The organism is Gilliamella sp. ESL0443 (assembly GCF_019469165.1).
In the GTDB taxonomy this organism is placed as follows: domain Bacteria; phylum Pseudomonadota; class Gammaproteobacteria; order Enterobacterales; family Orbaceae; genus Gilliamella; species Gilliamella apicola_E.
On sequence record NZ_CP048263.1, the window covers coordinates 2,223,743 to 2,246,646 of the forward strand.

Annotated in this window: 17 protein-coding genes; 11 read left to right on the top strand and 6 right to left on the bottom strand. The window is 37.7% G+C overall.

Annotated elements, in window-relative coordinates; genetic code table 11:
• Positions 1 to 87: 87 nt before the first annotated feature.
• The 5 genes from ubiA to GYM76_RS10175 form a co-directional block, all read right to left on the bottom strand.
• Positions 88 to 918, bottom strand: a complete 831-nt coding sequence (ubiA, locus tag GYM76_RS10155; protein ID WP_220225389.1) for a 4-hydroxybenzoate octaprenyltransferase — start codon at positions 916 to 918, stop codon at positions 88 to 90.
• 180 nt (positions 919 to 1,098) lie between these two features.
• Positions 1,099 to 1,674: a molecular chaperone gene (locus GYM76_RS10160; protein ID WP_065562821.1), complete on the bottom strand. Its 576-nt coding sequence runs from the start codon at positions 1,672 to 1,674 to the stop codon at positions 1,099 to 1,101.
• Positions 1,675 to 1,709: 35 nt separating this feature from the next.
• Complete coding sequence (locus GYM76_RS10165; protein WP_065562805.1) at positions 1,710 to 2,549, bottom strand: DmsC/YnfH family molybdoenzyme membrane anchor subunit; 840 nt, start codon at positions 2,547 to 2,549, stop codon at positions 1,710 to 1,712.
• A 1-nt stretch (position 2,550) separates the two neighbouring features.
• The gene (locus tag GYM76_RS10170) at positions 2,551 to 3,165 is read right to left on the bottom strand and encodes a DMSO/selenate family reductase complex B subunit (protein WP_370632638.1); all 615 of its coding nucleotides are present in this window, start codon (positions 3,163 to 3,165) and stop codon (positions 2,551 to 2,553) included.
• A 21-nt stretch (positions 3,166 to 3,186) separates the two neighbouring features.
• Positions 3,187 to 5,637: a DMSO/selenate family reductase complex A subunit gene (locus GYM76_RS10175; protein WP_220225391.1), complete on the bottom strand. Its 2,451-nt coding sequence runs from the start codon at positions 5,635 to 5,637 to the stop codon at positions 3,187 to 3,189.
• A 223-nt stretch (positions 5,638 to 5,860) separates the two neighbouring features.
• Between GYM76_RS10175 and parE the strand changes: the two genes are divergently transcribed.
• The 10 genes from parE to tuf all read left to right on the top strand — a co-directional run bounded on the left by parE (position 5,861) and on the right by tuf (position 20,286).
• Positions 5,861 to 7,750, top strand: a complete 1,890-nt coding sequence (gene parE / locus GYM76_RS10180) for a DNA topoisomerase IV subunit B (RefSeq protein WP_220225392.1) — start codon at positions 5,861 to 5,863, stop codon at positions 7,748 to 7,750.
• A 27-nt stretch (positions 7,751 to 7,777) separates the two neighbouring features.
• Positions 7,778 to 10,006 carry a DNA topoisomerase IV subunit A gene (gene parC, locus GYM76_RS10185; RefSeq protein WP_220225393.1) on the top strand — a complete coding sequence of 743 codons (2,229 nt, stop codon included), beginning with the start codon at positions 7,778 to 7,780 and terminating at the stop codon, positions 10,004 to 10,006.
• A 1-nt stretch (position 10,007) separates the two neighbouring features.
• Positions 10,008 to 10,847 carry a co-chaperone DjlA gene (gene djlA / locus GYM76_RS10190; RefSeq protein ID WP_220225394.1) on the top strand — a complete coding sequence of 280 codons (840 nt, stop codon included), beginning with the start codon at positions 10,008 to 10,010 and terminating at the stop codon, positions 10,845 to 10,847.
• A gap of 14 nt (positions 10,848 to 10,861) precedes the next feature.
• A complete protein-coding gene (locus GYM76_RS10195) occupies positions 10,862 to 12,307 on the top strand; it encodes a TrkH family potassium uptake protein (protein WP_220226220.1) in 1,446 nt (481 codons plus the stop codon).
• A gap of 143 nt (positions 12,308 to 12,450) precedes the next feature.
• Positions 12,451 to 14,025, top strand: a complete 1,575-nt coding sequence (locus tag GYM76_RS10200; protein WP_065562799.1) for a TerC family protein — start codon at positions 12,451 to 12,453, stop codon at positions 14,023 to 14,025.
• A 276-nt stretch (positions 14,026 to 14,301) separates the two neighbouring features.
• A complete protein-coding gene (locus GYM76_RS10205; protein WP_065562798.1) occupies positions 14,302 to 15,612 on the top strand; it encodes an NCS2 family permease in 1,311 nt (436 codons plus the stop codon).
• Between the two features lie 260 nt (positions 15,613 to 15,872).
• On the top strand, positions 15,873 to 16,247 hold the full coding sequence (gene rpsL, locus GYM76_RS10210) for a 30S ribosomal protein S12 (RefSeq protein WP_034883792.1): 375 nt from the start codon (positions 15,873 to 15,875) through the stop codon (positions 16,245 to 16,247).
• 100 nt (positions 16,248 to 16,347) lie between these two features.
• Positions 16,348 to 16,818, top strand: a complete 471-nt coding sequence (gene rpsG, locus GYM76_RS10215) for a 30S ribosomal protein S7 (protein ID WP_034883788.1) — start codon at positions 16,348 to 16,350, stop codon at positions 16,816 to 16,818.
• 109 nt (positions 16,819 to 16,927) lie between these two features.
• Positions 16,928 to 19,033 (top strand): elongation factor G, encoded by a 2,106-nt coding sequence (gene fusA / locus GYM76_RS10220; RefSeq protein ID WP_065562791.1) that lies wholly within the window; start codon positions 16,928 to 16,930, stop codon positions 19,031 to 19,033.
• 68 nt (positions 19,034 to 19,101) lie between these two features.
• The gene (gene tuf / locus GYM76_RS10225) at positions 19,102 to 20,286 is read left to right on the top strand and encodes an elongation factor Tu (RefSeq protein ID WP_065733704.1); all 1,185 of its coding nucleotides are present in this window, start codon (positions 19,102 to 19,104) and stop codon (positions 20,284 to 20,286) included.
• Positions 20,287 to 20,408: 122 nt separating this feature from the next.
• On the opposite strand, the gene GYM76_RS10230 is transcribed toward tuf, so the two are convergent.
• Positions 20,409 to 20,582 carry a hypothetical protein gene (locus GYM76_RS10230; protein ID WP_220225395.1) on the bottom strand — a complete coding sequence of 58 codons (174 nt, stop codon included), beginning with the start codon at positions 20,580 to 20,582 and terminating at the stop codon, positions 20,409 to 20,411.
• 211 nt (positions 20,583 to 20,793) lie between these two features.
• Here GYM76_RS10230 and GYM76_RS10235 point away from each other — a divergent pair, with 211 nt between their 5' ends.
• On the top strand, positions 20,794 to 22,863 hold the full coding sequence (locus GYM76_RS10235; protein WP_220225396.1) for a TonB-dependent receptor domain-containing protein: 2,070 nt from the start codon (positions 20,794 to 20,796) through the stop codon (positions 22,861 to 22,863).
• Positions 22,864 to 22,904: the final 41 nt, after the last annotated feature.

Consider the following 22,904-nt stretch of genomic DNA (forward strand, 5'->3'; position numbering starts at 1 on the left):
GGAATTTTTAGACAAATACTATAAAAATCCCTTTTTGTTTTATGCTTGAGAATTTTCAATTTTTGGCATCACTGTTTCAAATAATTTTTAAACAATAAAAATACTTAGAAACATCATAAAACCAACATAATTATTATTTTGAAAAGCTTTAAAGCATCCAGTTCTATCACGATCATTGATTAACCATTGTTGATAAATAAACAGTAACGACACAACCAATAATCCACAATAATAAATAAAAGATAAATGATTATTGAGACCAATAATTATCAAGCAAATCAATGTTATTATCTGTAGAATGCCTATCCACAATTTATCATAGTAACCAAACAAAACAGCCGTCGATTTAATGCCAATTTTGATATCATCATTTCGATCAACCATGGCATATTCGGTATCATAAGCAACTGTCCAACAAATATTTGCCAAACACAATAACCAACAGGTTAACGGAAACTGTTCAATTGTGGCCGCATAGACCATTGGAATGCTCCAACTAAATGCAATTCCCAACACTATTTGTGGAAAATAAGTATAACGTTTCATAAACGGATAAATCATCGCAGTTAACAATGCAAAGCCAGCAATCAACCACGACAAAGCGTTTAAAAATAATAATAGACAAGCGGCCATTAATAATAATATCAATAATGTCCATTTAGCATTCTTTGCTGTTAATTCACCCTGCACTAACGGACGACTTTGAGTTCGCTCTACATGCGCATCAAAATGGCGATCAGCATAATCATTCACAACACAACCGGCGGATCGCATAACAATGACACCTAGCGTAAATATCAAAACCAGTTTTTCAGTTGGATAGGGATCAGCAAGCCATATTGCTGACAAAGTCGGCCAAAGTAGCAGTAAAATGCCGATTGGTTTATCTAACCGCATCAGTTTTATATAAGCTAACATATATCTATCCTCAATTATAATGGGCGGATTATACCTGATCTTGTTAAAGCTGCAATGCGGATAAATACCGTTTTTATTTGATGCTGCTACATGTGTAATCAATCAAGTCAATTTACCTAATATCGTGTCATATCCAAAACGGTTAATCTAACTAAATTGATTAATTGTGGTAATAAAGCGTTACAACAAAAGTAAATACTGCTCTGCCATCACGGCTAATGCCCGATAAAATTGGCTAACTTGATTATGTTTTAATTGATCTAGATAAGCTGATGACCAAGTCATTAAGTGTTCATCAATCAGTTGATTCGCCGCTTGCGTTTTTTGTTTTTCCAGCAATATCGCATAAGCCATTAACATTAAACCAAACTGATCTTCCGGCTCATTCATACCGGTATTAAGCGTTAAACCATGCTGCTGTAAAAATTGACGATAGCGCTCTTGCGATTCCCCCATTAATAGTTTTTCTTGATCCAAATAGACAGATCCCCAAGGCGGGGCCGGCATTTTGCCTTGCCCTTCAAACAATAACGAGAATTGATAATCCAGATCGACATGGCTGATTTGCGTTGCCAATATCTGGCATTGCTGGCTAATGAGCTCTGGATTTTGCCAATCCGCCAGTTGGTCAATATGCAATAGAGCCTCAAGCAGCGGCTCAACGGTTTGGCTATTAGGTGGATAATAGAAAAAAGCACCCAGTACTTTTGCTAGGGTCGCACAAGTGAGATTATCGAATCTTTTCTCTTTATTCATTGACGTTACTTGTTGTCGATCAGTTATATTGTTAATTATAGCGGTATCATCCATAAATTATAAAAGGCAATACGGCCACAAACTTCAGCAATAAACACACAAGTAAAAGCAGTAAGACAAATTATTGCATTATGTTTGGAACGGTAAATATTAAAAGCAACCAATAGTAGTGCCACCATGATTAAAATGCACTCGGCAATCATCCAACTTGCTTGCGCACAAGCCAGCTCCGGGCTTATGGTCGTCATTAAATTATAATAGGGAATTTTTAATAATATAATCAATACACTACCAATGAGAAAAGCTGCGTTGCCTAAACGATATAACCCAAGCATTGCGCTAGCAATTCCACCCAACGCCAGCATCGCTGTATACATTTGAATTGCGGTATAGTTGGTATCCCATGTTTTCACTGTTGGTAGCATGTAAGTTAAAACAATCGTCCATACAAAAACTAAGCTCAGTAGGATTAAGATGATGGCTATTAGTAGGTTGATATAGGGAAGGCGATTAATCTTTAAACAAAGCGGTTTAATCAATTTCAGTTTTTGGCTATCCGGATTGAGAGAAAAGTAGTGGATTAATACTGAGGCGAATGTAACGCCAAATACCACACCAAAAGTGAAAATCTCATTACTCATCGGCGAACGTCCGATCCCATAGATCACATTTAACGCCCGCAAAGGATGCCCTAAATGGAATGAGGCAAGCAGCATACCAACAGCCATAAAAACCAGCGCTAACAGATTAATTTTTTGACGAATAATGGGATTGGCTTGTGAACAATTCATTAAGCAAGATAAGCTGCTTAACAGCACCATTCCGGCAGATAATTGCCCAAATACCGTAAAAAAAACCAATGGTAATTCATGCATACTATACCTCCTCCGGATTGAGCACTTTTCCTTGTATATCGCCTGAGCTTCTAGCCAAAGCATGTGGTTTGATAACAATATTCGGTTTAGTCAACTCTACATTAGGCAAAGGGGCAATATTACGTTCATCACCATGACGCTCACGTAATTTCCCTATCTCGTCAAAATCTAAAGCACGTTGTGGACAAGATTCGACGCACACAGGCTTTAAGCCTTCAGCTACAAGCTCATAACAACCATCGCATTTTGACATAACCCGCTTTTGATGATCAAACTGTGGCGCACCATATGGACAGCGCATTTCACAATAGCGGCAACCAATACACACATCTTGATTAACAACCACTAAGCCGTCTTGTTGGCGTTTATGCATCGCACCAGTTGGACAACCTTGCACGCAAGTTGGTTGCTCACAGTGATTACATGAAATTGACAAATAATAAGTAAAAGTATCATTTTGCCAAATCCCGTCCACTTGTTGCCACGATCCACCACCATACTCATAAACTCGGCGAAAATGCACGCCCAGCGCATTATCTTTTTCGTCTTTACAGCTCAACTGACAGGTTTTACACCCGGTACATTTGGAAGAATCAATAAAGAATCCATATTGCATTTTAATCATCTCCCTTTTTAATTATGATGCCGCTGGCATAGTTGATAATGGTTTGATTTCAACCAAATTAGTATGCTGCGAATTTGACTTCGCTAACACTGACGGGCGCAATGAGGTTAAACGATTAATACAACCACCAATATCCACGCCAGCAGCATTAGTTTTTGCCCATAGCCCTTGAGGTATAGCGATCACGCCCGGTAATATACGAGGCGTTACTTTAGCCGGAATATAAAGCCGACCACGATCATTAAATACTTCAACTAATTGCCCATGCTTAATTTGTCTTTGTTCAGCATCAATTGGGTTAATCCAAACGCTACTGGCAACAGCTTCTCGTAGTTGGGGAAGATTACTATAAGAGGAGTGACAATGCCCTTTAATATGAAATCCAATCATTTGCAGCGGATATTTATCGCGTTTTTGTTGATCTTCGCTCCCTTCAATAGCAGGCAAATAAGCAGGAATTGGGTAGAGTTTATCGTCCGGCTCAATCTCCCATTCACCCGCTATTTTTGCCAGCGCTTCTGAATAAATTTCAATTTTGCCAGACGGGGTATTTAATGGCTGATTAATCGGATCATCCCGGAATGCTTTTAAGGCAATTTGCGCATCGCTATCCGCTAACTTACGATCGACAATACCCTTACCGTCAGTGTCAACAAAAGGCGGTAAATCAGGATTTTGCTTGCGCATTCTTTCATAGCTATACGCTATCCACTCATCTTGCGTTCGCCCTTCAGTAAATTTATCTTTAACGCCCATTTTTTCTGATAACTCAGTTAACACATCATAAGACGATCGATTTTCCCAAAGTGGCTTAATAGCCCGTTGCATACGAATAACATAATGGTAAGCGCCGGATGCATAAGAATTATTAATTAAATCGTTACTTTCCACAGATGACACATCCGGTAATAACAGATCGGCATACCGTGCTGATGCGGTCATATGAGTATCCCACACTAAGATAAATTCGCATTGAGATTCATTTTGTAAAATTTGGTGCGTTCGATTGAGATCGGCATGCTGATTACCAATTACATTACTGGCGTAACTCCAGATAAACTTGATACCGACATCCAATTTATCTTTACCAAGTATATAAGCATTTTTTGCGGTCATGCTTTGCGGTGATTCGATTGCTTTAGTCCATAAAAAAAATGGAATACTGGTTTTAATCGGATTTAATAAATTCAGACCCGGAACCGGATAAGTCACGCTTCCGCCCCAAGTACCAATATTGGTGCCCGGTTTACCAAATTGACCAGTGATAATAGGCAATATCATAATTGCTCTTGTAGTATGCTCACCATTTTGCCAACGTTGTGCTCCCCAGCCTTGCGAAATCCATGCTGCTTTAGCGTTAACAATATCCAAGGCAAGTTTACGAATTTGTTTAGCGGGGATACCGGTTTTTTTTGCTGCCCACTCCGGCGTTTTCGGTGTTCTATCATCACCTAAACCTAAAATATAAGATTTATAATCACTAAAAGGGGGTGCGCTATCCGGCAATGAGTCAGCATTCCAACCCACACAATATTGATTAAGCATTGCCTCATCAATTTTATCTTCTTCCAGTAAAGCATAGCCAATTGCAGCAACTAACGCCGCATCGGTACCGGGAATAATCGGGATCCACTCGGCATTATAGCCAACCACACTTTCGCTACGCCTAGGATCGATAATAATCACTCTGGCTTTACTTTGCGCTAAAGCATGAAACAGTTCCGTTACTTGCCCACCGCCTGACATTCGCGTTTCAGCAACATTATGTCCAAACATAACAACCAAATCTGAATGTTTAATTTGATCAATGAGCGACTCTTTAGCATTGCCATAAATATAAGGCTTAATAGCAGTTATCTGTCCACTTGAGTAATCGCCATGATAATTTAGATAACCACCGATAGTACTTAAAAACCGTCTACAAGCACTGCGTCCGGCGATATTTGCGCCAGTGGTACCTGTTCCATATTGACAATAAATAGCTTCATTGCCATAACGATTAATGGTGTATTTAAGTTTATCCGCCAATAAATTTATTGCTTCATCCCAGCTAATACGTTTAAATTTACCTTCACCACGCTTACCTATTCGCACCATAGGGTATTTTAAACGCTCCGGATCGTAAGTTCGCCAGCGTACCGCTCGCCCCCGCAAACATGGGCGAATTTGATGTTGACCGAAAATAGGATCATTAATACCGTCTTCGGATGAGATTTTAGTAATAATATCGTTTTTAACATGGACTTTTAGAGGACAACGACTACCGCAATTCACTAAACAGGCGCTGTAGAAAATCTTTTCATCATTAGTGGGATTAGGTATCAATGCTTTATCGTGATTTGTTTCAGATGTTGCATAAGCAAAAGGTAATTGCAAATTATTTGCCACTGCTGCCACACCACCAATTGCTAGTGATTTTTGCAAAAAATCACGCCGAGTTATTTTGTTTTCTGACTTGCTCATCCTATTCCCTTATTTTTTATTTGGGATGTATTTATCATAATACTATAGATAGGATTATAAAACAGAAAAAAGGCTAAAATCGAAATTAACTTAAAATAAATTAATAAAATAAGAATTATTATCAATTAAAAATTTAATTTGATTTTCATTATCAATTTAATTTCATGCATCTTAAAGAAAGATTGGTATAATATGCCCATTTATTCGAATAAATAGAAAACTTATGTCACAATCCACTTATAATGCTGTTGATATTGAAGTCCTAAAAGGACTCGATCCTGTCCGCCATCGACCAGGCATGTATACTGATACTGCTCGCCCAAATCATTTGGGACAAGAGGTTATTGATAATAGTGTAGATGAAGCTATTGCAGGACATGCCCGCCAAGTTAAAGTTACACTCTATGAAGATAATTCACTTGAGGTTATTGATGACGGGCGAGGTATGCCGGTTGATATTCATCCTGATGAAGGTGTACCAGCTATTGAACTTTTACTTTGCCGTTTACATGCTGGAGGTAAGTTTTCCAACAAAAATTATCAATTTTCAGGCGGTTTGCATGGTGTTGGTATCTCCGTTGTTAATGCATTATCAAAGCGTGTAGAAGTTACTGTAAATCGTGATGGGCAAGTTTATCAAATCGCTTTTGAAAATGGTGATAAAGTTGAGGATTTACATGTAATAGGTACATGTGGTCGTCGAAATACCGGTACAAAAGTACGTTTTTGGCCTGATGAAAAGTATTTTGATTCACCACGATTTTCTGTACCCCGCTTAACTCATTTACTTAAAGCAAAAGCGGTACTCTGCCCAGGGTTAGAAATCATTTTCAAAGATAAAATTAACAATACTGAACAACGCTGGTGTTATCAGGACGGTCTAAAAGATTATTTAATGGAATCTGTTAGTGGTTACACACTATTACCTGAAGAGCCATTTACTGGTAGTCATACCGGCGAAACAGAAGCAGTCGAATGGGCTTTACTCTGGTTACCAGAAGGTGGAGAACTTTTAACTGAAAGTTACGTTAACTTGATTCCAACTGTACAAGGTGGTACTCATGTTAATGGTTTACGTCAAGGTTTACTTGATGCTATGCGCGAATTTTGCGAGTTCCGTAATTTGCTTCCTCGAGGCCTAAAGCTGACCGCCGATGATATTTGGGAACGCTGCGCATATGTGTTATCCGTAAAAATGCAGGAACCTCAATTTGCTGGTCAAACCAAAGAACGTCTTTCATCAAGACAAAGCGCTGCATTCGTTTCGGCAATTGTTAAAGATGCATTCAGTCTTTGGTTAAATCAAAATGTGCAAATTGCAGAATTATTGGCTGAAATGGTCATTTCAAGTGCGCAAAAACGCCTACGAGCATCTAAAAAAGTTATTCGTAAAAAGCTCACAAGTGGTCCTGCTTTACCTGGTAAATTGGCCGATTGTTCTTCACAGGATTTAAGTCGTACTGAACTATTTTTGGTAGAAGGTGATTCTGCAGGTGGTTCAGCCAAACAGGCACGAGATAGAGAATATCAAGCCATAATGCCATTAAAAGGTAAAATTTTAAATACTTGGGAAGTATCATCAGACGAGGTATTAGGCTCACAAGAAATCCACGATATCTCGGTTGCCATAGGTATTGACCCTGATAGTGATGATTTAAGTCAATTGCGCTACGGTAAAATCTGTATTTTAGCTGATGCAGACTCAGATGGATTACATATTGCCACTTTGCTTTGTGCGTTATTTGTTCGTCATTTTCGGGCGATGGTTGAACATGGGCATATCTTTGTTGCTATGCCTCCGCTTTATCGTATTGATTTAGGTAAAGAAGTGCATTATGCCCTTGATGAAGAAGAAAAAGAAGGGATTTTAGATCAGCTTAAACGTAAAAAGGGTAAACCGAATGTACAACGTTTTAAAGGTTTAGGCGAAATGAATCCATTACAACTCCGTGAAACAACGATGGATCCTAATACTCGTAGATTAGTTCAGTTATCACTAGATAATGCAGAGGAAACCATGGCATTAATGGATATGCTGCTGGCTAAGAAACGAGCAGAAGATCGCCGAGAATGGTTACAAGAAAAAGGTGACCAAGTTGAACTTGATGTCTAATATACAGAATAATTTAGAGGAACAATAATGAGTGAGATAACTCATGACGGAGTAGAAGTTCAGTCGCTACGTACTTTTACAGAGAGCGCATATTTAAACTACTCAATGTATGTCATTATGGATCGTGCACTACCGTTTATTGGTGACGGTTTAAAACCTGTGCAACGCCGTATTGTTTATGCCATGTCAGAATTAGGGCTTAATGCTCAGGCTAAATTTAAAAAATCAGCTCGTACTGTAGGTGACGTGTTAGGTAAATACCATCCTCATGGTGATAGTGCCTGTTATGAAGCAATGGTGTTAATGGCACAACCATTCTCTTACCGTTACCCATTAGTAGATGGTCAAGGAAACTGGGGAGCTCCAGATGATCCTAAATCATTTGCAGCTATGCGTTATACCGAATCTCGTCTATCAAAATATGCAGAATTATTATTAGGCGAATTAGGGCAAGGCACTGTTGATTATACGCCAAACTTCGATGGCACCTTACAAGAACCTAAAATGTTACCAGCTAGATTACCCAATATTTTATTGAATGGTACAACCGGCATTGCTGTTGGTATGGCAACTGATATTCCACCACATAATATTCGTGAAGTAGCAAATGCTGCTATTATGTTAGCAGATAACCCAAAAGCAACACTTAGTGAAGTGATGGCTCACATACAAGGCCCTGACTTTCCAACAGAAGCCGAGATTATTACTGCGCCAGAAGATATTGCTAAAATTTATCAAACTGGACGAGGATCAATCCGCATGCGTGCAGTTTGGAAAAAAGAAGAGGGTGATATTGTTATTACTGATCTTCCTCATCAAGTTTCAGGTGCTAAAATCTTAGAGCAAATTGCTTCGCAAATGCGGGCGAAAAAATTACCATTAATTGAAGATTTACGCGATGAGTCAGACCATGAAAATCCAACCCGCTTAGTAATTGTCCCAAGATCTAATAGAGTGGATTTAGAGCAAGTTATGAATCATCTATTTGCTACCACGGATCTTGAAAAAAGCTATCGCGTCAATATGAATATGATTGGACTTGATAATCGTCCATCAGTTAAAGGATTAGTTGAAATATTAACTGAATGGTTAGAATATCGACGTTTGACGGTAACACGTCGATTAAATTATCGTTTAGATAAGATCCTAAAAAGATTACATATTTTAGATGGCTTATTAATTGCGTTTCTAAATATTGATGAAGTTATTGAAATAATTCGTCATGAAGATGAACCAAAAGAAGAATTAATTAAGCGATTTGCCTTAAGTGAAATACAAGCAGAAGCTATTTTAGAGTTAAAACTTCGTCATTTAGCTAAATTGGAAGAGATGCGTATTAAAGGCGAACAAGCTGATCTTGCTAAAGAACGGGATCAACTACAAGCTCTACTTGCTTCACCAAGAAAACTCAGTAATTTAATCAAAAAAGAATTGCAAGAAGACGCTGAAAAGTATGGCGACGAACGCCGTTCGCCAATAGTTGAGCGAAGTGAAGCTAAAGCGATCACTGAACAAGAATTAACACCTTCTGAACCCGTCACAATTGTATTATCTGAAATGGGATGGGTAAGAGCGGCTAAAGGTCATGACATTGACCCCGTCGGATTAAGTTATAAAGCAGGCGATAGCTTTAAAGCTGCTGCAAAAGGTAAAAGTAACCAGCCAGTTGTCTTTATCGATTCAACTGGGCGAAGTTATGCTATTGAGCCAAATACTTTACCATCAGCTCGAGGACAAGGCGAGCCAATTACCGGTAAATTAGCATTACCAGCAGGTGCAACTATTGAACATGTTTTAATGTCAAACGATGAAGAACAAAAATTCTTACTTGCTTCTAGTGCCGGATACGGTTTTATTTGTCAATTTAGCGATTTAATTGCGCGTAATCGTAACGGTAAAGCAGTAATTAATTTATCTAATAATTCAAATGTACTTGCACCGATTGAGATAGTATCAGAGGAAAGCTTGCTTTTATCAATTAGTCAAGCGGGTAGAATGCTTATCTTCCCGGTGAAAGATTTACCAGAGTTATCTAAAGGTAAAGGAAATAAAATTATCTCATTATCTGCCAGCGATGATAGCCTAGCTTATATGATGCTGATAACGCCTGAAACCTCACTGACGTTGTATGTTGGTAAACGCAAACTTACGCTTTCTTCTACTGATTTACAAAAATTTAGAGCAGAGCGTGCTCGTAAAGGAACATCACTACCGCGTGGATTACAAAAAATCGATCGAATTGAGGTAAACGAATAATATGTCTTTTATCTGGTCCATTATTCTCGGGTTAATACTGAGCTCAGTTTTCAAATCCGGATGGGGATTTATACTTGGTCTATTAATAGGTCCAATGTTGTATCAAGCATTTGGCAATAGATTAAATGAAAAAAGGACACAATCAAACCCAACTTTGTACTTAATTGTTGCTTTTGAAGTATTGGGGCATCTGAGTAAAGCTAAAGGTGTTGTTACCCAAGATGATATTAATCTTGCTCGGCAATTTATGGATCGGCTACAACTTGATGCAGCCGGTCGCCAATTAGCCCAAGAGTCATTTAATCGTGGTAAAGCAAGTGATTACCCACTTCGATCGCGTTTACGAGAACTCTACTTTCAATATCGTTTTAGAAGAAATGTTTTAAATATATTTTGTGAACAATTAATTCAAGCGGCTTTAGTTGATGGTAATTTAGATGAAAAAGAGTCACAAATTTTGTTTATTGTTGCTGAAGAATTCCATATTCCTCGCCAACAAATGGTTATATATATTCAGATGATGATGGGAAGCTTTCATTTCCGTCAAGAATATTATAATAATCAACAAAATAGTCAATATCAACAAAGCAATAATTATGGCAATTATCAAAACAGTTCTCACCAATCAGATTTGCAAAATGCTTATAGAATTTTAGGGATAGATTCATCTGCTGATATTCCTGAAATCAAAAAAGCTTATCGCAGGTTAATGAATGAACATCATCCAGATAAATTAGCATCAAAAGGCTTACCAAAAGAGATGTTAGAGGCAACCAAAAAGCGAGCACAAGAAATTCAAGCTGCTTACGATCTTATAAAAGCATCTCGTGGATTCAAATAGAGATTATTACTATGATGCATTGGCGCTCAATTATAAGAATTATCGGTTTATTAATATCATTATTGTCGATATTTATGTTAATACCGGCACTAGTCGCATTAATATACCGTGATGGTGCTGGCGCAATTTTTGTCCGTTCTTTCTTCGCTGCATTAATTTTAGGAGTATTGTTGTGGTTCCCTAATCGAAATCAGCGTCATGAGTTGAGTACTAGGGAAGGTTTTTTCATTGTTGTATTATTCTGGGTAGTTTTAGGTACTATTGGTGCATTTCCATTTCTTTTTGATAATCATATCAATCTTAATTTAACTACTGCTTTTTTTGAATCTTTTTCTGGGTTAACAACAACAGGCGCTACAACTATTGTTAATTTAGATCATTTACCTAAGGCCCTTTTATTTTATCGTCAATTGCTACAATGGCTTGGGGGAATGGGAATTATCGTACTTGCAGTTGCTATTTTACCATTATTAGGTGTTGGTGGAATGCAGCTCTATCGAGCTGAAATCCCAGGTCCTCAAAAAGATAGTAAAATGCGTCCCCGCATTGCTGAAACGGCAAAAACATTGTGGTCTATTTATATTTTGCTTACCTCGTTATGCGCAATAAGTTTGTGGTTTGCTGGAATGAATATCTTCGATGCTATTTCGCATAGTTTTTCGACGATATCGATGGGAGGATTCTCAACTCATGACAGCAATTTAGCTTATTTTAATAGTCCAGCAATTAACTATATTGTTACTATTTTCCTAATTTTATCTGGTTGTAATTTTGCACTCCATTTTGCCGCATTAAATGGTATTTCACTTAAAGTTTATTGGCGCGATCAAGAGTTCAGAACGTTTATCTTTATCCTTCTTATTTTAATTGTTATTTGTGCCTTTGTTATCTATTTTTATCAACCACAACGAAATCTTGGTATTGATAAAATCGTGTTACAAGTCGTGTCGGTTTCTGCAACTGTCGGTTTTACCGTCGATGATATTAATACTTGGCCATCCTCATTACCAATCTTTTTATTATGTGCTTCATTTATTGGGGGCTGTGCTGGTTCTACTGGAGGAGGGTTAAAAGTTGTTCGCGTTCTACTATTATTTATGCAAGGTTCACGTGAATTAAAACGTCTTATACACCCGAATGCAATATATACCTTAAAATTGAATAATCGAGTTGTACCGGAACGAATTATTGAGGCAGTATGGGGATTCTTTTCTGCCTATGCATTAGTTTTTTTAATTAGTCTATTTATCATTATGGCGTCTGGAATTGATGCAACTGACTCATTTTATATTGTTGCCTCATCATTGAACAATTTGGGGGTTGGTCTTGGCAGTGTGAGTGATAATTTTGCGCATGTAAGTGATATGGTTAAATGGGTAATGGTTGTGGACATGTTATTTGGACGACTTGAAATATTTACCTTATTGGTTTTATTTACACCAACCTTCTGGCGAAGCTAATTTTCACTTAACAATTTAGTGTTAAACCTGGATTTTTTAGAAAAATGGCTAAAAATATAAATATTTTATTGATTATTTAGTCAATTGCAGACAGAATTACTAAGCAGCATGTGCTGTATTCATTAGAGGTAATCACCTGACATATGGAATGGATCATGGATCCTACAATTTGGATTGGTTTATCCACTCTAGTTGTACTTGAAATCGTCCTTGGCATTGATAACATTGTTTTTATTGCCATTCTTGCCGAGAAACTTCCGCCACAAGAACGAGATAAAGCACGCATTACTGGTCTTGCTTTTGCATTAATTACACGAATATTGTTATTAATGTTTACTGGTTGGTTAGTTACACTCACTACCCCTCTATTTTCTATATCCGGAATCAGTTTCAATGCTAGGCAATTGATAATGTTGCTTGGTGGTATATTTTTGCTTTTCAAAGCCACAATGGAACTCAATGAACGCTTAGAAGGCGCTTCACATGAAGATGGTAAACCCAAAAAGACTTCACATTTTTGGACTGTTGTCGCTCAAATCGTTGTACTTGATGCCGTATTTTCACTCGACTCAGTAATTACTGCAGTGGGTATGGTTGAACATATTCCAGTAATGATTATTGCTGTTTGTATTGCTATTTGTATCATGATGGTAGCAAGTAAACCATTGGCCTATTTTGTTAACTCCCATCCAACGATTGTTATTTTATGTTTAAGTTTTTTACTTATGATTGGTTTTAGTTTGGTTGCCGAAGGTTTTGGGTTTATTATTCCAAAAGGCTACCTATATGCAGCTATTGGTTTCTCAATTATGATTGAGTTTTTTAATCAATTAGCTATATTCAATCGCCGAAAAGCATTAAACAAAAAACCATTACGTGAACGCACCGCTGAAGCGATTTTACATTTACTCAAAGGCGATGCAGAAGAAGATCCCGAAACTCACAATATTGATGTTGTTTCTGATAATAATAAGAAAACATCAGTATTTAATCATCAAGAATTAAACATGGTCGAGCGAGTGTTAGGATTGGCTCAACGTTCAGTTAGTAGCATCATGACCTCACGATTAAATGTTGATATGGTCAATATAAATGATGATCGTGAGGTGATATTAAAAGAGATATTTGATAATCCTCATTCACGTTTAGTCGTAACGGATAATGCTTCAATTGATGAACCATTAGGCATTATTCAAGTTAATGATCTATTGAAAGATGTTTTACAAGATAAACAGCATATTGATATTAACTCTTTAATAAAGCAGCCATTAATTTTCCCTGAAACGGTATCTTTACTTGTCGCACTGGAACAATTCAAAAAAGCGAAAACCCATTTTGCGTTTGTGGTTGATGAATTTGGTTCAATGCAAGGAGTTGTGTCTGTTACTGACATTATTGAAACCATTGCTGGTGATTTCCCAACTGAAGAAGAGGAAATTGATGCCAAACACGATATTCAATGTATTGATGATAACAGTTGGATTGCTAATGGTTACATCCCTGTAGAAGAATTAGTAAGGTATGTTCCTATACCAATAGATGATAAGCGAGAATACCATACTCTTGCTGGATTGTTGATGGAAAAAGCCCAACATTTACTTAATGTCGGTGAAACAATACAAATTGGCGATTATTTATTTGAAGTTGCCGAAATTGAAAGTCACCGTATTTTAAAAGTGAAAATCACTAAGAATAAATTAGATATATTAAAGAACTAGGTTAGTAATATTCTACCCATTGTTTAGCTCATCTCAAATGAGCTAAACAACTATTTTAGAGGTAAGTTATAAAAATTATCTATCAATTACTAAACGATATTCTTAATATGAATAACGCTTGACCAAAATAAATTACAGGCAATAATAGCGCTGTGTTTTTTCGTTTTTTGAGATATGAAGTGATAACTTTGTATCTTTTTTATTTTTACTGCAAAATAAATTAGGTAAAAATAAAGGTTATATCGATTACTATCAAACTAAATTGGGCTTTAACTTATGAATTCACTATTCGAAAAAATTTTTCAACTGAAAGAGAAGAAAACCACAATCAGTACAGAGGTTATAGCAGGCTGTACAACTTTTCTAACCATGGTTTATATTATCTTTGTTAACCCTTCTATCTTATCTGTAACTGGCATGGACAAATCAGCAGTTTTTGTTCTAACGTGCGTCGTAACAGCTTTTGCTACTATTTTAATGGGGCTGTTTGCCAATCTACCGATTGCTTTAGCTCCAGCTATGGGACTCAATGTTTTCTTTGCCTATGGAATATGCGGTGCTATGGGCTATTCTTGGCAAGTGGGTATGGGGGCAATATTTTGGGGCTCATTAATCTTTTTTGCATTATCATTATTTAAAGTTCGCCATTGGTTAATTGAACATATTCCGCAATGTTTGCGAGCAGGTATAAGTGCTGGTATTGGACTATTTATTGCTTTTATGGGATTTCAAAATATGGGAATTGTGGTCGCATCACCAGAAACATTACTAACCTTAGGCAATATCTTATCACTTAAAGTATTATTAGGTTCACTAGGATTTTTTATTATAATAATTCTAGCAACTCGTAATTTCCATGCGGCTGTACTAGTTTCAATTCTTGTTGTTACCTTACTTGCACTTTGGCTTGATCCTAATATTAGTTATCAAGGAATTGCATCAGTTCCACCAAGTGTTAGCAGTGTTGTTGGTCATGTCGATCTAGCTGGTTCACTTAATGTGGGTATTATGGGTGTTATTTTTTCAGTTATGATTGTAAGCCTATTTGATTCTTCCGGAACAATTTTAGCTTTAACCGACAAAGCAGGAATTTCTGACGAAAAAGGGCGTTTCCCTAAAATGCGTCAAGCTTTATTAATCGATAGTTTTAGTTCTTCACTTGGTGGTTTATTTGGAACTTCATCAGTACTAACTTATATTGAAAGTTCTGCTGGTATTTCAGTTGGTGGGCGTACAGGTTTAACTGCAGTTGTAGTTGGATTATTATTTTTATTAATGACCTTTTTATCGCCTTTAGCCCATTTAGTTCCACCTTATGCGACATCTGGTGCTTTAATATTTGTTGGAATCTTAATGGTTTCAAGTTTAATGAAAGTTAATTGGTCTGATTTAACTGATGCAACACCAGCATTTATTACCGCATTAATGATGCCTTTCGCTTTTGCTATTACCGAAGGTGTAGCACTTGGTTTTATCTCTTACGTTGTGTTAAAAACATTAACTGGTAAATTTAAAGAATTAAATCTTTGCGTCATTATTTTTGCCCTTCTATTTGCATTAAAATTTATCTTTATCGATCATCATTAATTTTTTTCCCATCGGTTAGTTCCGGTGGGAAAATTTAACTGAAAAATATTATTATTAATTTATTAGTAATAATAGGGTTAAAAATAGCAATTCATAATATTAGATTCCTCCTTAACTAAAGCAAAAACTTGACATTATATCTATTGAGGTCTAGAATCTTGCGACCCAAAACTTATATACATAGGCTTTGGGCTACAGTTATTAATTACGTATCTAAAAAGCAATTTTTAAATTTATTTTAATTAATCAGGAGCTTATTAATGGCAACAATTAATCAGCTGGTACGCAAACCAAGAGCGCTAAAGGAAGCGAAAAGTAACGTTCCTGCCCTTGAAGCATGCCCGCAAAAACGTGGTGTTTGTACACGTGTTTACACCACTACACCTAAAAAACCAAACTCAGCATTACGTAAAGTATGCCGTGTACGTTTAACCAACGGTTTTGAAGTGACTTCTTATATCGGTGGAGAAGGTCATAACTTGCAAGAACATAGCGTGATTTTAATCCGCGGTGGTCGTGTTAAAGATTTACCTGGTGTTCGTTATCACACTGTTCGTGGTGCATTAGACTGCGCAGGTGTTAAGGATCGCAAACAAAGCCGTTCTAAATACGGTGTAAAACGACCTAAAGCTTAATGGAACTCCGTTAAGTAAGGCCAAACTATAATAATTCCATTTAACTCATTTGAGTTTTGGGTAAACCTGAAAATTTATAACATATAAACGGAGTATTCCAATGCCACGTCGTCATGTTGTCGGTCAAAGAAAAATTTTACCTGATCCGAAATTCGGTTCAGATTTGCTGGCGAAATTTGTAAATATTTTAATGATAGATGGTAAAAAATCTATCGCAGAATCAATCGTATATTCAGCTCTTGATAAATTAGCTGAGCGTAGTGGAAAAGACCACTTAGCAGCTTTTGAAGTTGCATTAGATAACGTAAGACCAACTGTAGAAGTTAAGTCTCGTCGCGTTGGTGGTTCTACATACCAAGTTCCTGTTGAAGTGCGTCCAGTTCGTCGTAATGCACTTGCAATGCGTTGGATTGTAGATGCTGCACGTAAACGTGGCGATAAATCAATGGCGTTACGCCTAGCGAATGAACTTATGGATGCTTTTGAAAACAAAGGCACTGCTGTGAAAAAACGCGAAGATGTTCATCGTATGGCTGAAGCTAATAGAGCGTTTGCACACTATCGTTGGTAATCTTTCCACTGATATTAAGTGGCTTGAAATTAGACTGGCAGCACATATCTACTGTCAGTCAACCTAAATGATATTTTATTAAGCAAACGATTCTAAATAGAGGATTAATATGGCTCGTACAACCCCTATAGCACGCTACCGTAATATCGGTATCAGTGCACATATTGACGCAGGTAAAACAACAACTACCGAACGTATTTTGTTTTATACTGGTGTAAGTCACAAAATTGGTGAGGTTCATGATGGCGCAGCTACCATGGACTGGATGGAACAAGAACAAGAACGTGGTATTACTATTACTTCAGCAGCGACAACTGCATTCTGGTCAGGTATGGGACAACAATTTGAACCACACCGTATCAATATCATCGACACCCCGGGACACGTTGACTTCACAATCGAAGTTGAACGTTCTATGCGTGTTCTTGATGGTGCAGTAATGGTTTACTGTGCGGTTGGTGGTGTTCAACCTCAATCAGAAACAGTATGGCGCCAAGCTAACAAATATAAAGTTCCTCGTATCGCATTTGTAAACAAAATGGACCGTATGGGTGCTAACTTCTTACGTGTGGTTGAACAAATCAAAACACGTTTAGCGGCAGTGCCTGTTCCATTAGTATTACCAATCGGTGCTGAAGAAGGCTTTACTGGTGTTGTTGATTTACTTAAACGTAAAGCAATTAACTGGAATGATGCTGACCAAGGTACAACCTTTACTTATGAAGATGTGCCAGCTGACATGGTTGAGCAAGTTGAAGAATGGCGTGCAAACTTAATCGAAGCTGCAGCAGAAGCTAACGAAGAGTTAATGGAAAAATACCTAGGTGGTGATGAGTTAACTGAAGAAGAAGTTAAAAAAGCACTACGTGAACGCGTACTTGCTAACGAAATCATCTTGGTAACATGTGGTAGTGCATTTAAAAATAAAGGCGTTCAGTTCATGCTTGACGCAGTTATTGAGTATCTACCTGCTCCAACTGATGTCCCTGCGATTAAAGGTGAATTACAAAATGGTGAACCAGCAGAACGTCATTCAAGTGATGATGAACCATTTGCTGCACTTGCATTTAAAATTGCAACTGACCCATTTGTTGGTAACTTAACCTTCTTCCGCGTTTACTCTGGTGTAGTTAACTCTGGTGACTCAGTTCTTAACTCAGTTAAAGATCGTAAAGAACGCTTTGGTCGTATCGTACAGATGCATGCGAACAAACGTGAAGAAATCAAAGAAGTTCGTGCGGGTGACATTGCAGCAGCAATCGGTCTTAAAGATGTCACAACTGGTGATACGCTTTGTGCTGAAAATTCACCAATTATTCTTGAAAGAATGGAATTCCCTGAGCCAGTTATCTCGGTTGCAGTAGAACCTAAAACTAAAGCTGACCAAGAAAAAATGGGTATTGCTTTAGGTCGTTTGGCAAAAGAAGATCCATCATTCCGTGTATGGACTGATGAAGAATCAAACCAAACTATCATTGCTGGTATGGGTGAATTACATCTTGAAATCATCGTAGACCGTATGAAACGTGAATTTAACGTTGAAGCGAATGTAGGTAAACCACAAGTTGCTTACCGTGAAACAATTCGTACAACAGTTAAAGATATCGAAGGTAAACATGCAAAACAATCTGGTGGTCGTGGTCAATACGGTCATGTTGTTATCGACTTGTATCCATTAGAAGCGGGCGGTGCTGGTTACGAATTTGTTAACGAAATCAAAGGTGGGGTAATTCCTGGTGAATTTATTCCAGCAGTTGATAAAGGTATCCAAGAGCAATTGAAATCAGGTCCTTTAGCTGGCTATCCGGTAGTGGATCTTGGTGTGCGTTTACATTTTGGTTCTTACCATGATGTCGACTCATCCGAAATTGCCTTTAAACTTGCCGCATCAATGGCATTTAAAGAAGGCTTCATGAAAGCTAAACCTGTGCTTTTAGAACCAATTATGAAAGTAGAAGTTGAAACCCCTGAAGATTATATGGGTGACGTTATCGGTGACTTAAACCGTCGTCGTGGTATGATCGAAGGTATGGAAGATACTGCAACTGGTAAAACAGTTAAAGCACAAGTTCCACTTTCTGAAATGTTTGGTTATGCGACAGACCTTCGTTCACAAACACAAGGTCGTGCTTCTTACTCTATGGAGTTCTTGAAGTATAACGAAGCACCTTCAAACATCGTAACAGCAATTATTGAAGCTCGTAAAGCGAAATAATTATTTATATAAATAAAGTAACACTTCCCTACAAAATTAGGGAAGTGATTTAATAAAGGAACATTAAGATGTCTAAAGAAAAATTTGAACGTACAAAACCCCACGTTAACGTTGGTACAATCGGCCACGTTGACCATGGTAAAACAACTTTAACTGCAGCTATTACTTCTGTACTTTCTAAAAAATACGGCGGTCAAGCTCGCGCATTCGATCAAATCGATAATGCACCAGAAGAAAAAGCACGTGGTATCACCATCAACACTTCACACGTTGAATACGATACACCAACTCGTCACTACGCACACGTAGACTGTCCGGGCCATGCTGACTATGTTAAAAACATGATCACTGGTGCGGCACAAATGGACGGTGCTATTTTAGTAGTAGCAGCAACTGATGGTCCTATGCCACAAACTCGTGAACACATCCTTTTAGGTCGTCAAGTAGGTGTTCCTTACATCATCGTATTCTTAAATAAATGCGATATGGTTGATGATGAAGAATTATTAGAATTAGTTGAAATGGAAGTACGTGAACTTCTATCTCAATACGATTTCCCAGGTGATGACACTCCAGTAATTCGTGGTTCAGCGTTAAAAGCGTTAGAAGGCGATGCAGCATGGGAAGAAAAAATTGTTGAATTAGCTGAAGCTTTAGACAGCTATATTCCGGAACCAGAGCGTGATATCGATAAACCATTCCTACTTCCAATTGAAGACGTGTTCTCAATTTCAGGACGTGGTACAGTGGTAACAGGTCGTGTAGAACGTGGTGTGATCAAAGTTGGTGAAGAAGTTGAAATCGTTGGTATCAAACCAACAACAAAAACAACTTGTACTGGCGTTGAAATGTTCCGTAAATTACTAGACGAAGGTCGTGCTGGTGAGAACGTAGGTGTATTACTACGTGGTACAAAACGTGAAGAAATCGAACGTGGTCAAGTATTAGCAAAACCAGGTTCAATTACACCACATACAGATTTTGAATCAGAAGTATATATCCTAAGCAAAGATGAAGGTGGTCGTCATACTCCATTCTTCAAAGGCTACCGTCCACAGTTCTACTTCCGTACAACTGACGTAACGGGTACTATTGAATTACCAGAAGGCGTAGAGATGGTAATGCCAGGTGATAACATCAAAATGACAGTATCATTAATTCACCCAATCGCAATGGCAGACGGCTTACGTTTCGCTATCCGTGAAGGTGGTCGTACTGTTGGTGCTGGTGTGGTTGCTAAAGTTATCAAATAATTATAGCTAACTATAAAGAGCATCTTAATGCTCTTTATTTCAGCAAAAAAGGCGCATATATTTGCGTCTTTTTTATTTTCTATATCGTTAATACAGCTGTTTAACAGGTAATTTAAACCTTTTTAATTAGGTGAATGACTAACATTTACCAAATTCAAAGTAACACCATTGCAAAATGCAATCTCAGCTTCTCCACTCGCCGCTGCCAATACTTTTACATCCAAAAAATCAGCAATTGCTAGCTTTATGCCACAGTTAAACAAAAAATATTCATCACAATTGATATAGTCAGTCATTGAGTTAAATTTATAAAAATAAAAAGCTCATCATTCCTTTGCTAAACAGCATCAAAGCGTTATTTGTTTTTCTTTCAGTTAATTATTAAGGTTGGCAATAATAGAATTTTAAATTAACTCTCTTTTTACCCGATTTTGATAAATGTCATAGGATAATATCATTATTTCGCAAATAATAATCATTATCATTTATTTAGGGGAAGAAGATATTATGCGTAAGTTCAAGAAAATCGCTCAACAAACAATACTGACTTCACTTTGTTCAACCGTGGTATTGAGTCATTACTCATTAGCAGAAAATAGGCCTGATGTGATATTAGTCACACCAAATAATGAATTATCTAAACATAGTGCTTTGTCACCCAGTTACCAGCAGGAACAGAACAAATTAAATCAAACTGCTGGCGCAACGAATCTTGTTGTTCCCGATCAAGAAAATAGGCTATCGACACTACAAGATGCATTGGATTATCAACCCGGTATCATTATTCAGAACTTTTTTGGTGGGATAGATCAACCACGATTGAATATTCGTGGTTCTGGCGTACAAAGTACCCCGCTTTCGCGCGGTGTTTTACTATTACAAGACGGTCTGCCTATTAATGATGCTGACGGCGATTTCCATATTAGTACGCTCGATATGCGAGATACCCGATTGATTTCTGTTTATCGTGGTGCCAACAATAGTCATCCACAAAATAATAGTTTAGGGGGCGAACTGAATTTTATCTCGTTCACAGGAAAGGACGATAATGGTACTGCTCGCTATGAATATGGAGCATTTGGTCGGCAAGCCACTCAAATTGCTATAGGCAATAGTAGCGAGTCATATGGTATTGACGGACGATTGAGTTTATCTTATGACCATTTCGACGGTTACCGTCATCATTCAACCTCACAGCGTAAAACTGCTCGAGCGAATTTTGGCTTTACTTCCGATAGTGTTGAAAACCGCACATGGCTAAGCTGGACAGATGTACGCTTTGATATTCCCGGGCCACTTTCGCAAAGTAAATCAAAACACGCCCCTAGGGCAATTGAACACATTATCACACTCACCGACCCGCATCGCCATACAGAACAAGCCCGTATAGCTAATCGGACTAATTGGACTTTTGGTGATCAATCTGTCGAACTCGGTGTCTGGCACCAGCGAACTCATGATAATTTTATTACACCCACCGATTATACATTAAGTAATAGTCGCACTACCGGTACTGAAGTGGCTTATCAATCCAAATTTAACGACCTTACATTTCATAGTGCCCTTGCTTGGGATAAAACCAATTTGGATCGCAAATTATTGATGAATCGACGTAATACACCAATGTTTAAACGTCTGCTTGGTAACTATACAGCCGTTGCAGAAAACATCAATGGTGCAATCGGCACTTCTTGGAATATTAATGACGCTTGGCAGTTGAACCTAGATACCAAAGTCACGCACGCCAAACGGAATGTCGATACTCGCCATAGTAATAATAAGCTCAATCAGTCATGGACATTTTGGTCACCCAAAATTGGGCTAATTTGGACGCTGACAAGTGATAACCGCTTCTATGGCAATTTAAGTACCAGTAATGAGCCGGCATCATTTCGTGAAATTATTACCAGCAATGGAAGAAAAGCACAGCTAAATAAGCTCGATCGCCAAAAAGGTATCACTGCTGAAATTGGTGGCAGCGGTAAAATTATTGAGAATCTAAATTGGGATGTAGCTTTATATCGTAGCATTATTAAAGATGAATATATTTCTACTTATGATGCCATTGGCAATACCGTAGGCATATCCAATTATAGCAGTAAAACCCGTCATCAAGGCATTGAAGCGGGTATAAAAGGCTTGTTACCTTCCGTCTTAAACAGGGGGGATATCGAATATCGTTTATCTTGGACTTATAGCGATTTTCGTTTTCAGGGCGGGCAATATAATCATCACTATATTGCAGGCATTCCAAGAAATATTATCAATGCGCAGTTACTCTATAAAATAGATAACTGGACGTTTGGCCCTAATTTACACTGGTCACCGACTAACACGCCAGTTGATCACGCTAACAATATGCATATTCAGTACCGTGATCAATATGCTGTTTTTGGATTTAAGATAAATTATCAAAACCCTAAAGGCTGGTCAGGTTACATAATTGCCGATAATCTAACCAACAAACGTTATGCAAGTGCATCAGTTGCTAATCACGTAGTCGCATCAAAAAATGACATGACGTTATTTAGTGCAATGGGCTTTAATCTTAATGGTGGGATTGTTTATCACTTTTAATCGCTACATATTATCATCTGACAGCAAAACTAGGTTGTCAG